Below are 12,207 nucleotides of genomic sequence, written 5' to 3' on the forward strand. Positions count from 1 at the left end.
TGCTTTCCGCTCGACGCCGTGCATGGCGTTCGTGAAAGCGCTTACAGGATCGGACAAAGTCATGCAAGGCCCGTCGCCGGAGCGGGACGAAAGGATGTATCGCCCCGTGGCGGGGACGCGCCGGAACCAAAGCACGGGCGGGCCGGTCTATCCCCGTCCCAACACGCCGGTCAGGGCGAATCGGGAAACTGCTTGCGTTCCACCTTCCACCCATAGGTGGTGCACAGGCGGCACCCTTCGCCCACGAAACTTCGGCCGGCCGCCGCATCGCCCTTGATCTGCCAGTCGAGCCAATCCACCGCCACGCGCGCCCAATCGCCGCCATTGGCCAGCGCAAAGGTGCCGCCATGGCCCACGGGCAGATTGGCAAGCATCACCGGCACATGGGAAATGCGCGCGAAATCATCGACAGCATTGGGCCAGGCAATGTCGCCCGGCCCGCCGATGACATAGGCGACCGGCGTGTGCAGACGGGCCAGGTCTTCCTTGCCGATCCGCACACCGCTGAGGCCCCCATCGGCGCGGACATAAACGCCACTGGCAAAGGCGATCACCGCGCCAACCCGCGGATCGGCGCCTGCCGCAAGCGCTTGCAAGCCGCCGCAGCTGTGCCCCAGCACAGCCACCCGCGCGGCATCGAGGTGCCCGTGCAGCGGATCACCCGCATCGGCATTGGCCGCCGCAGCCCAGTCGATTCCGGCCAGCATCTGTTCCACGCTGGTTTCATCCGGCGTTGCGCGCGGCGGCTGATTGGTCACCGCATTTTCGGGCAGCGATGTGGGCGCGGGCGGCAATTCCGCCACCGGGGGGCGCTCCTCACCCGGTGCGCCATTGGCGATCACGAAATAGCCGTGGCTGGCAATCTCGCGCAGGAAATGGCTGGCGGACAGGCCGTTATTGCGGCACCCGCCATTGCCCCACAGCACCACCGGCACCGGGCCATCGGGCCAGCGTTCGGGGCGGTAAAAGGTGTAGCCGGGCGCGTCATCGCGGGCAAAGGCCACGCCGCCATATGCGCCGTTGCCTGCGCCGACGCCAAGCAGGCGCTCCGAAGGTCCGCCGGTTTGTGCTGCTGCGCTGGTGCAGCCCGCCAGCAACAGTCCCGCCGCAACGAGTGATCCGATCAGCTTCATCCAACCTACTCCCTTTATCCCCTCATTCAGCCGCAAGCGGCAGGTCGATCCGCGATCCCGCTTCCCAGCCGGTCAGGATGGTGAATTGCGGCGGCGGATCCTGCTTCACATCGGCCAGGTTGCGCTGGCGCGGGTCGGCCCCGGTCAGCACGAAGCGTAGCCGCGATCCCGCCGCAATCCGGCGCGACAGCGGCATCATGGCAATCGACAGCCGCGCCACTTCGCCTTCCGCCAGCGGGCGCACATCGGCGGCCATGCCCGAATGCCAGGGCAGGCCCAGATTGTCCCATGGCGCCTCTGCCGTCGCGCGGTGGGACAGTTTCAGCCGGCCGAAAGACAGCATCCGCACCTCGCCAGCAGCCGTGGCTTCCTCCAGATAGACAAAGACCTCGGCATCGCGCGTGCTCGATGTGAGCGCGATATGCGCCACCGGATTGCCCAGCAGATCGATCGGGGCTGGCAAAGGCGCGCTGTCATACACAATGCCATGCGCATCGGCAGGCGCGGGCCAGAAGGCGAAATATTCCCCGCCCGGCACATTGTAATCCACGGTGAACAGATCCGCCCCGTCCACCGCGCGCGGGGCGAGGCCGCCATGCTCCGCGCCGTTCTGATGCGGGGCGAGATACCAGGCCTGCGTGCTGGAAAGGCTGCCCGGCAGCGCATCGCCCATCCGGTATTCGCCCGCGCCCGGCCCCGTCTCCACCCAATGCGTGACGCGCGGCTGCGCGGCAAAGCCGTTATCCGCGCCCTTCAGGTGATGGTCGAAAAACCGCACCACTTCGCCGGTGAAATCAAAGCCCGGCGGCGGCACGCAATGGCTGCCCGGCCCGATCAGCAGGCGGCTGCCCAGGTTCTGCGCGGCAATGATCGCCTGCGCAGTGGGCTCATCCTCCCAATTGCTCCACCAATAGGTCGCAATCCCGGCATTGCGGATCGTGTCGGCGTGCCGCCAGATCGCCACCTCGTCCCAGAAGGGGTTGCCGGTGAAGGCGGAAATGCTGTCGCGGAAAGGCATACCATACCACAGCGGCCCCATGGGCGTGTTCCCGGCGTGCTGGGCCACGGCGGCGCGCAGCAGCGTGCCATCGTCGCCGTCCACCGGAACACTGGCGAGATCGACGTCCAGCGGCTCATCAGGCCTTGTGTTGAACTGCGCGGTGATCCCGCCGTCGCGCACAAAGGCGTATTTGTCCCAATCGGTCGCCCCGATGAAGGCGGCGCGCAGGGATGGCGGGGCAGTGCTGGCGGTATGCGTTACCGTGCCGCCCAGATAGGAGCAGCCGATCATCCCCACATCGCCGCTGGAGAAAGGCTGACGCGCCAGCCATTCGACCAGATCGTGCCCGTCCAGCGCCTCGGTCCGGTCCTGAAAGCCGCGCCGCGTGCCGAAACTGGCACCCTTGCCGCGAATATCGGCCACCGCCACGACATAGCCTGCGCGGATCAGCGAACGCAGCGCCAGATTGTCGCCGAGCGCGGTTTCCTGCACTTGCCCGCGATCATCGACAAAGCGCGCACGGTAGGGGGTGAAGACGAAGATCACCGGCAGGCGTTCGTCCGCCACCGCATCGCCATGGGCCGGGCGATAGATGTTCACGGCCAGCCGCGTGCCGTCGCGCACCGGGACATAGAGCGATTGGCGCTGCACATCCGGATATTGCTGCGCCCAGGCGGACACGGGCAGAAGCACGGCGATCAGCAGCGCCAGAAACCGCATTATTCGTCCTCGCTTGCCAGCCATTGCAGAATCTCCTCCCGGTTCTCGTCCAGCCGCGGCGGCGGCGCAGCGACGCCGGGCGCGCCCGGCGCCATGCGAAAGCCGACATTGGGCACGGCCACATCGCCGCCACCCGGAATGCCGTCGATTGCCATCGGCATCAGCGCATCCGGTCGACACAGCTGCGCCGCCTCGCTCACCCGGCGCACCTTGCCGCACGGAATCCCTGCGCCGCTCAGATCGCGCTCCCATTCCTCCGCCGTGCGGGTGACGAAGATCGCCTGCAGCGCGCCATACATCGCATCGAAATTGGCGCGCCGCGCATCGGCGCTGGCAAAGCGCGGATCGGTCAGCCAATCTTCCTGCCCCAGCTTGCGGGCAAGGGCGGCAAACTGGTTGTCCTGCACCACGCCCAGCGAGACATGGCGCCCATCGGAACAGGTGAACAGCCCCGCCGTGGGCAGCTCGCTGTATCCGGTATTGCCCAGCCGTTTGAGCGAATTGCCGGTGACGAGGAAAGGCGTGAGCGCCGATGTCATGAAGGCCATGCTGGCATCCAGCATCGACACGTCGATAAAACAGCCCTGCCCGGTCCGCTCGCGCTGCACCAAGGCGGCCAGTATCGCGACGGCGGCGGTCTGCCCGGTCAGCGTGTCGACGATGGGGAAGCCCACGCGCACGGGCGGATCGCCTTCGGCCCCGCTCAGCATCATCATGCCGCTGGTGGCCTGCACGATATTGTCGATGGCGGGCCAGTCGCGCTGGGGTGAATCCTGCCCGTATCCCGATACCGAACAGAACACGATATCGGGGCGGATGGCCTTCACCGCCTCGTAACCGAAGCCCAGCCGGTCGATCACGCCGGGGCGAAAGTTCTCGATCAGCACATGGCTGCGCGCGATGATGGCATTGGCAATCGCCTTGTCGCCTTCGTCCTTCAGGTCGAGCGCGATCGACTTCTTGCCCACATTGGCCGCGATGAAGGCCGGGCTCATCCCGTCAAATTCGCGGTTCGCGCCGTAATTGCGGAACTGGTCGCCGCCCTTGCTTTCGATCTTGATCACCTCTGCCCCCAGCAGGCGCAGAATATGCGTGGCAAAGGGGCCGGCCATCACATGGCTGAAATCGGCAATGCGGATACCGGCAAGCGGCTGCGTCACGAGATACCTCCACAGGAAACCTGATCGCGCGCCGGAATGCTGGCGCGGGCAAGGCGGAACACCGACAGCCCGTCGATACCGAAGCGTTGCAGCGATTTGGCATTGGCCTCCCCGTCGCGCAGATAGATTGCGTCAAACCGCGCCTGATCCGCCGGGGTGGCGGGGAAAGAGGTGATGCGGCCCGCACCAGCTTCGCGCCCGGCGGCTTCGGACTGGCGGATTTCGTCGGCCAGCGCCGCTTCCCACACGGCGCGGCTGCGGGTCAGCAAATCGCGCTGCCACGGCTCCAGCGCGTTCCAGCGCCGGCTTCCCATGGCGCGCGCAGGGTATGCGCCGCGCGGCACGCGCAGTTCGTAGAAATAGCGGGCGACTTCGGCAAAATGCAGCGCGCGGAAGGTGTCGGGCGGGGCAACCACGCCGTCGATCACCCCCTTTGCCAGCGCCGAATAGACCTCGCCCATCGGCATATTCACAGGGTCTGCCCCCAGGCTGGAAAGGACGGGGAGCAGTTCGGTCGGCGCGCGGATGCGCAGGCCGCGCAGATCATTCAGGCTGCGCACCGGGCGGTTGCGGGTGAGGATGCCGGGCAGCAGCCCGCCCTGCACCGCCAGCACTTCCAGCCCCTCCAATTCGGTCGCGATCTGCGGCACACGCGCTTGCAGGCACTGGAACACGGCCAGCTGGCTCTCCACGCTGTCCGCCCCGCTGTAAAAGCCCGATTGCACGCGGATCAGATGCGTGCCGCCGCGCACATAAATGGGGGTGATCAGGCCGATATCGGCAACGCCGTGGCGCAGTTCAGTCATCGACATATCGGCCGAGAGCAACTTGCCCGACCATTGCGGCTTGATGACAAGGCGCCCGCCCGATGCGTGCGCCACATAATCCATCCAGCGCTGATCCGCCCGGCTGAACGGATGGCTGGGCGGATAGGGGGTGGCATAGGTCAGCTCGGTCACGCCCGGCGGCACTTCGCGTGCGCAGGCGGCCAGAAGCAGAGCCGCAAGAATGGCGAAAAGCCGCCTCACGCCAGCCCCCTTGCGTGCAGGAACTGGGCCACCATGCCCACCATCCGGTCGTGATCCCACACGCGCGCATCGACCATGTCGGCATCGATCATCAGCACCGGCACCCCGGCAGCTTCCAGCGCCTGCGCGGTGATCTTGTTGCCCGATTGCGACAGGCGGTTGTCGGGCGGCAGCAGCACCACCGCGGCATCAATGCCGCAGCGCTCCGCCTCCGAAGTCATCCATCCGCTCATCCACGGCGGCAGATGCAGCGTCTCGTTCATGCTCGCCACGCGGCTGGCCAGCGCTTCCATGGGCCTGCCCTGCAAGTCGCGGATATAGGCGGGGCCGGCAAAGGGCATATACATCGACCAGACGAAGACGGCGCCAAGGCTTTCCTCCAGCGCCTGATAGAAGCCCGGATCGTGCCACACGCCCGCGCCAATCCACATCAGGCGCAGCTTTTCGTTGGTGGACGCGCCTTCGCCCGCCGCGATCTTGGCCTGCACCTCGTCGCGGAACTTCTTCGCGTGCGCCACCGCCCAGTCAGAACCGCGATGCCATTGCGGGATCATCGTGTTGGGCATCTGTTCGGCGATCGAGACGGGGCAGGGCCGCGCGGTGCCGATGGCCTGCGCCGCTTCCCAGATATAGCCTTCCTGCACATTGATCTGTTCCATCAGGTGATGGAATCTTGCCTCGTCAAAGCGGCGCCCCGTGCGGTTTTCGAGCAGCGCGATCAGCTCGCCCATTTCGCGCACCATCTGCGCGATGCGATCGGGCTGATAGACGCGCATCCATTCGTCACGCGCATGGGCGAACCAGCGCGGATCCTTGTCCACCCAGGCGGGCGCTTCCATCGGAAAGAATTCGCTGCCCAGCAGATGTGCCCACTGGCCGAACACCTGCTGGATGCAATCGCAGGTCAGCCGCGCCACCAGCACGGTGGGGGTGGGCAGGCCGCCCCAAGGCGCGGTCTCCGGTTCATTCGCTACGGTGCAGGCGAGCCCCAGCGAGCAGTATTTGCAACTATTGGCCGGGTATCCCGCCTCCACCAGCTTGTCGAAATAGCGGGTGGAAAGCTGCTTGGCGGAGATATAGGCGCTCCACCACTGGTTGGTGACGATGGGGATATCCATCGCGTGGAAAATCTCGTGCGGGGTATCGGCCTGCACGATGGCATAGGGTTCGCGCTCTTCCACCACGCGGCGGCGCAGATCGGCGCCGAACGCCTTTTGATAGGCGGTCGCCTCCCCGGTGCAGGCCAGCGTCTTGCGGCTGCGCTGATTGGCCGAAGTCTGTGCGTCAGCGCTCACCGGAATACTCCCATCTCGTCAAGGCGGGCGATTTCGTCCTCGGCCAGCCCGCAAATCTCGCGCGCCACTTCGTGCGCGTGTTCGCCCATGCCCGGCGCACGGAAGGGCGCAAGCACATCGCGCGAAAAGCGGATCGGCGTGGCGACATGGCCGAACGGGCCCAGCAGCGGATGGTCCAGCGTGACCAGCGCGCCGCGCGTGGCAATCTGCGGGTCACGCTCGATCAGATCCTCGCAATCCTGCAAGGCGCCGGCAGCAATGCCTGCCGCCTGCAAGGTTTCGGCCGCTGCGTGATCGCTGCGCGCCGCAGTCCACGCCGCCACATCCGGCCCGGTCAGGGCGAGAAGCGCTGCGTGATCCTGCGCCGTGGGGCAGGATATCGCCACCCAGCGATCTTCGCCCGCACAGGGAAGCACATCCTGCCAGAACACGCGCGGATCGGCATTGCCGCTGCGCTGCGGATGTTCGCCATTCTTCGCCGCGCGCAGATAATCGCGCATCTGCTGCACGCAAATCTCGTACATACTGGCATCGATATGGCAGCCCTGCCCGGTGCGGCGGCGGTGCTCCAGCGCGGCGGCGACATGGCCCGCCATCACGAAGGGCACAATCACATCGCCATAGGGCACCGCGCCGGGGATCACCGGGTCACGATCCGGATAGCCGGTGAGGAAAGTGCGCCCCGACAGCGCGCCGCCCGTGCCATCCACGCCCCATTCCTGCGCCAGCGGCCCGGTCTGGCCGAACACGCTGCCCGATACCATCACCAGCGAAGGGTTGCGCGCAATCAGGCTGTCGTAATCCAGCCCCAGCTTGGCCATGGTGCCGGGGGAGAAGTTCTCCACCACCACATCGGCCCAGTCGATCAGCGGATCGAGAAGGCTCCGCGCCTCGGGCTTTTTCAGGTCGAGCGTCAGGCTGCGCTTCGAGGTATTCAGATGCGCAAACCACGGCTTGTCATCGAGGCTGGTCGCGCTGGAGGCGGACACCTGCACATCCAGCCGCGCCAGATCGGGGCGGCTGCGCGTTTCGATCTTCACGATCTCCGCCCCCAGATCGCCCAGCGTCTTGGTGGTGATCGACCCGACCAGCGCCCAGGCGAAATCGAGCACCTTCACGCCCGACAACGGCCCGCTGCGCTTGCCTTTGACAATGGCGGGAGCAGCCGCAACCGGGCCGGGCCTAATGCTGGCAAAGCGCGCAGGCAGGCCATCCGGCGTATCGAGGAAGCCACGCGCCGCCAGATGCGCGTCAGCCAGCACATCGGCGGGCTCGTTCACCACACAGGCATTGATTCCCCGGCGGCGGCCTTCGCTGGCAATTTCGGCCTTGGTGCGGCTGCGGAAGAAATCCGCCATCGCCGCTTCCCATTGGCTCCGCGTTTCGGCAGGCAGGGTGGAGCGGTTATAGGCGAGCCAATCGACGCCTTGCATCGGATTGGGAAAGCCCGCTTCGTCCATCCAGTCGGACAGGCCCTTGTTCGCCGGCGCGCCCAGCCGCCCGGTCATCAGCGCGTGGAAGCACCAGCCATCGGCCAGCCGCCAGATTACCCGCACCTTGGCCCGGCCATAGGCGATGCAGCCGCCCGCCCGGTCGAGCTTGCGCCGGTCGAACTGCCACACCAGCACGCCGTTGACATTGCGGCTCATCGCCACCTGCTGGATGCTGACATCGATATGCTGGCCCATGCCGCTTGCCCCGCGCGCGAAATGCGCCGCCATCGCGCCGGCCGCGGCGACCATGTCGGCATGGAAGGTGCAGGCATCTCCCGCTTCCTTCACCGGCTTTTCGCCCGGTTCGCCCGTCAGCTTGAGCGCGCCGCCCACGGCTGATGCGACCAGCTCGCCGCCCTTCCAGTGGCTGCGCGGCCCGCCCGATCCGAACGGCGTGACCGAGACATGGATCGCGCTGGCCGGAATGCCCAGATCCGCGGTGGCCTCCTGCCCCAGATCGTCGATCACGAAGCTGGCGCCGTCCACCGGCCCGCCCAGCTCTGCACCAAGCGAGGCAAGGTAGCGCGCCAGCGGGCGATCCGCCATGCCGCCCAGCACGGCGACACGATGTCCGGCCAAGGGGGTTTCGGGCGGCGTCATTAGCCAAGTCCTTGCAGAAATGCGGTAATCTCTTCAATCGCGCCATCGCGGCCCAGCCAATCGCGGCGCGTGAGCACCAGATGCGGCAGGCCCGATTCCTCCAGCGCGCGGCGTTCGGCGGGCAGGTGCCAGCATTGCGCCTCGTCCTCCTCGATCCGCCACAGCACCACGGCGGCGGGCGTGCTGGCGGCAATGCGCTGGCGCAACACGGCGGCAGGATCGGCAAAGCTGCGCGGGCCGCCCTCGCGGGCATGGAGCACGGTGCCGATTGCAGCCGCAGGGTCGCCGGTGCCTTCGTTCACAACCTCGCCCAAATCCAGCCATTGCTGCGGCAGCGTATCGCCCAGCGGCACATATCCCGCGCCCTGCACCGCGTCATGCAGGCGCAAATCGGGCGGGGCCGAACCCAGCAGCAGGCAGCGCGGCCCCCCAGGCAAAGCTGTGCCTTGCGCACGGCGCGCATTGGCATCGGCAATCGCGGCTTCCAGCGCAGTATCACCCACGCCAAGCCGCGCGGCCAGCACGCGCACCTCGCTCACCGTGCGATCACGGCTGATGACGCGGGGGATTCGGGCAATGTCGAAGATCAGCGGCTCCGGCCCCTTGGCCTCGCCCAGCCGCCGCAGCTCGCAAATATAGTAATAGAGCCGCTGCGAGCTGTCGTCCGCCCGGCTGAACAGCACCGCGTCGAGATCGTCATAGGCGCCTTCCAGCCAGTTCTCCAAAAGCGGTGCGGCCCAGGGCGCAAACTTGCTTTCCAGCCAGCGCGACGCGCGCGGTGTCTCGCAATCCGGCGCGAAGGACAGCGGCCCGCCATGCTTGCCCGCAGCCAGCAGCACCTCGTGCGGCAGATCAGGGCCGGCAATGCCGATCATACAGGTCAACTCCCCAGAACGCCCGGCAGCCACAGGATCATGGCCGGGAACAGGATCAGCAGCAGCAAATGGAAGAAATCGCTGGCCAGGAATGGCAGCACGCCCCGGAAGATGCGGCTGATCGACACATCCTTTGCCACGCCCTGCATCACGAACAGATTGATCCCTAGCGGCGGGGTGAGGAAGCCCACCTCCATCGCGCGCACCAGAAACACCCCGAACCAGATCGCGGACAGGCCGGTTGCCTCCACAATCGGCAGCAGGATCGGCGTCATCAGAAGCATCAGCGCCAGCCCATCCAGAATGGTGCCCAGCAGCAGCAGGATCAGCGCCACCAGCAACAGCGTGCCCAGCGTGCCAAGGCCCATCCCCTCCACCATCGCGCCCGCCGCATCGGCAAGACCGGTCACGCTGACGAAAATCGAGAAGATCAGCGCGCCGATGATGATGAGGAAGATGAGGCCCGTGGTGCGCAGCGTCTCGTGAAAGGCGGTGAACAGCGTATCGCGGTTCAGCTTGCGCCGCAGGGCGGCAATCAGCAGCGCACCCGCCGCGCCGATGGCAGCAGCTTCGGGCGGGCTGATCCAGCCCAGCGCAATCCCGCCGATCACCAGCGCCACCAGCGCGCCGATTTCCCATACCTTCGCCAGCGCACGCCACCGCTCAGCCCATGGCGCGCGTTCACCCGCCGGGGCCAGATGCGGGCGCATCCGCACGAGTAGGAACACTACCAGCGCATAGAGCAGCGCCTGTGTGATGCCGGGAATGATCGCGGCAGTGAACAGGCGGCCAATCGATGCCTCGGCAATGATGCCGAACACGATCAGCGCGCCCGATGGCGGGATCATCTGCCCCAGCGTGCCGCCCGCCGCAATGGTGGCGGTGGACAGCCCCTGATCGTAACCGCGCTTGCGCATTTCGGGGTAGGCAACAAGGCCCACCGTCGCCGTGGTGGCAAGGCTTGACCCGTTGATCGTGCCAAAGCCCGCACAGCCCGCGATCGAGGCATAGGCCAACCCGCCCCGGCGGTGGCCGAGCATCTTGGCCGCCGCGTCGAACAGGTCGCGGCTGGCATCCACCGCAAAGAAGATCTGCGCCATGAACAGGAACAGCGGCAGCGTGCCCAGTTCATAGCGGGTGAAAGTGTCCACCACCACCACGCCGCCTTTGATCAGCGCCGCTTCCGGCCCCAGCACAACCGCCAGCCCGCCAAGGCCGACCAGCCCCAGCACCGCGCCGATCCGCCCGCCCGCCAGCAGCAGGGCGAGCAGGATCGCCACGCCCACAAGGCCGGTGGCCGCCGTGTCATAGAGGGTCTGGTTCATCCGCGCGGCTCCCGCCGGATGATCCGCCAGGCTAGGATGCCCGCCACGGCCAGCAGCACGGCGTTGGCGATCAATCGCAGCAGCGCCCAGGGCACGCCCACGACTTCGCTCTGTTCATGCCCGCCCCACAATTCTACCGATAGCCAGACCGACCCTGCCAGCAGCGCCAGCACGAAAATCAAGGCAAGCAGATCGGAGAAGCGGTCCGCCAGAACACGGCGTGCAGGGGACAGGCGGTCGACCAGCAGCCGCACGCGCGCGTGCGAATCGTCCAGCGTGGCGATGATCAGGCCGAATGTGCCCGATACCAGCACGATGGCCTGCATCAGCTCGATCGACCCCGGCAGCGGTGCGCCGATCGCCCTGCCGATCACCGCCAGCGTATCGGTGGCGGTGGCGGCCAGCAGCGCCAGCCCGCCGATCCAGATGCACAGACGCTTGGCCCGGTTCATGCCGGCGACACCCTGCCATCAGCGGCGATGGCGATGGGCGGAAGACCCGCCGCCACGGTGATGTGTTCGATATAGGCGGAAATGCTGTGCGCCTGATCGCCGGTGGCGGGCACCGGTCGCCCCGGCGCTTCGATGAAAACCGGGACGATCCCCGGCGTGATAGAGCCATCGGGCGCAATGCGCAGGCGCCCGATGAAGGCGTTTACCGCCTGCGGATGAAACGGCGCGAGGAAATAGGCCGGGTCGGGCTCGAACCCGAACAGCTCTTTCCGCTTTTGTGCCCATGCGGCGCGCGCGGGATTATCCTGCTGCGGCGATAGCGCGCGGGTGACCACGCAGCCATTGCCCAACCCATGGAAGATCGGCTTGCCGCGGTGAAACTCGATCCCGCGCGCAATATGGGCGTGATGGGCAAGCACCGCATCGGCTCCCGCGCGGATCGCGGCATGGGCGATGGGTCGCTCATAGGGCGCAAGCGTGGCCGGCGTATGCACGATGCCCTTGTGCATCGCGACCAGCACCGTGTCCGCCTGCCGCCGGGCCGCTGCAATATCCTCGGCCAGGATGAAGAAGGCATCCGGGTGCACGGCTTCCAGTTCGGCGCGCGGCGTAACAGGCGCGCCGTCCTTTGCAATCATCGGCAGAAAAGCGCAGCCCGCCTTGTCCTCAGTCGCCCAGGCAAATTCCGGCCCCACGCAATTGTAGCTGAGCAAGGCAATGCGCCGCCCCTCCACCGTGGCAATGGCGGGCGCACGCGCCGCCGCCAGATTGGACCCGGCGCCCGCATGAAGCACGCCCGCTTGCTCAAGCGCTGCAATCGTGTCCTCGATCCCCACTGCGCCGCAATCGGCGATGTGGTTGCCCGCCAGGCTGACCATGCCAAACCCGGCCTCGGCCAGCGCCGCGATATTCGCGGGCGGCGCGCCGGGGGCGGGCACATCGCCCGCCACTTCCAGCCTGGCCGCGGTGTGCGGCACTTCCAGATGGCCGATAGCAAGGTTGGCGCTGCGCAGGATGGGAGCAATGGCGGACAGGAAGTGTGCGGCATCGGGCTCGTCCAGAACCAGATCCCCCGTTACCAGCACCTCCACCGCCATTTCCTGCATCAACTGTCCAACCTTGCCAT

Annotated in this window: 10 protein-coding genes; all 10 read right to left on the reverse strand. The window is 66.8% G+C overall.

From position 1 onward, the window contains the following. Positions 1–170 precede the first annotated feature (170 nt). From WFP44_RS12515 to WFP44_RS12560, 10 genes are read right to left on the reverse strand one after another with little or no spacing between them, the layout of a single operon-like run. Positions 171–1,133: an alpha/beta hydrolase gene (locus WFP44_RS12515; RefSeq protein WP_336926896.1), complete on the reverse strand. Its 963-nt coding sequence runs from the start codon at positions 1,131–1,133 to the stop codon at positions 171–173. A 22-nt stretch (positions 1,134–1,155) separates the two neighbouring features. Next, positions 1,156–2,877, reverse strand: a complete 1,722-nt coding sequence (locus WFP44_RS12520) for a CocE/NonD family hydrolase (RefSeq protein ID WP_336926897.1) — start codon at positions 2,875–2,877, stop codon at positions 1,156–1,158. After that, positions 2,853–4,013 carry a CaiB/BaiF CoA transferase family protein gene (locus WFP44_RS12525; protein WP_336926898.1) on the reverse strand — a complete coding sequence of 387 codons (1,161 nt, stop codon included), beginning with the start codon at positions 4,011–4,013 and terminating at the stop codon, positions 2,853–2,855. Before WFP44_RS12525 ends, WFP44_RS12520 begins: the two co-directional genes overlap by 25 nt. After that, on the reverse strand, positions 4,010–5,041 hold the full coding sequence (dctP, locus tag WFP44_RS12530; RefSeq protein ID WP_336926899.1) for a TRAP transporter substrate-binding protein DctP: 1,032 nt from the start codon (positions 5,039–5,041) through the stop codon (positions 4,010–4,012). Before dctP ends, WFP44_RS12525 begins: the two co-directional genes overlap by 4 nt. Beyond that, positions 5,038–6,336, reverse strand: coding sequence for a 2-hydroxyacyl-CoA dehydratase subunit D (locus WFP44_RS12535; protein WP_336926900.1), 1,299 nt, complete (start codon positions 6,334–6,336; stop codon positions 5,038–5,040). Before WFP44_RS12535 ends, dctP begins: the two co-directional genes overlap by 4 nt. Beyond that, a complete protein-coding gene (locus tag WFP44_RS12540) occupies positions 6,333–8,429 on the reverse strand; it encodes a CaiB/BaiF CoA-transferase family protein (RefSeq protein WP_336926901.1) in 2,097 nt (698 codons plus the stop codon). The genes WFP44_RS12535 and WFP44_RS12540 overlap by 4 nt, the downstream gene beginning before the upstream one ends. Continuing rightward, entirely contained in the window at positions 8,429–9,304 is an 876-nt protein-coding gene (locus WFP44_RS12545; protein WP_336926902.1) for a hypothetical protein, read from the reverse strand. The genes WFP44_RS12540 and WFP44_RS12545 overlap by 1 nt, the downstream gene beginning before the upstream one ends. A 5-nt stretch (positions 9,305–9,309) precedes the next feature. After that, positions 9,310–10,629 carry a TRAP transporter large permease gene (locus tag WFP44_RS12550; protein WP_336926903.1) on the reverse strand — a complete coding sequence of 440 codons (1,320 nt, stop codon included), beginning with the start codon at positions 10,627–10,629 and terminating at the stop codon, positions 9,310–9,312. Beyond that, the gene (locus WFP44_RS12555) at positions 10,626–11,081 is read right to left on the reverse strand and encodes a TRAP transporter small permease (protein ID WP_336926904.1); all 456 of its coding nucleotides are present in this window, start codon (positions 11,079–11,081) and stop codon (positions 10,626–10,628) included. Before WFP44_RS12555 ends, WFP44_RS12550 begins: the two co-directional genes overlap by 4 nt. Then, a complete protein-coding gene (locus WFP44_RS12560) occupies positions 11,078–12,187 on the reverse strand; it encodes a CapA family protein (protein ID WP_336926998.1) in 1,110 nt (369 codons plus the stop codon). Before WFP44_RS12560 ends, WFP44_RS12555 begins: the two co-directional genes overlap by 4 nt. Positions 12,188–12,207: the final 20 nt, after the last annotated feature.

The organism is Alteraurantiacibacter palmitatis (assembly GCF_037154115.1).
GTDB classification, from domain to species: Bacteria; Pseudomonadota; Alphaproteobacteria; order Sphingomonadales; family Sphingomonadaceae; genus Alteraurantiacibacter; species Alteraurantiacibacter palmitatis.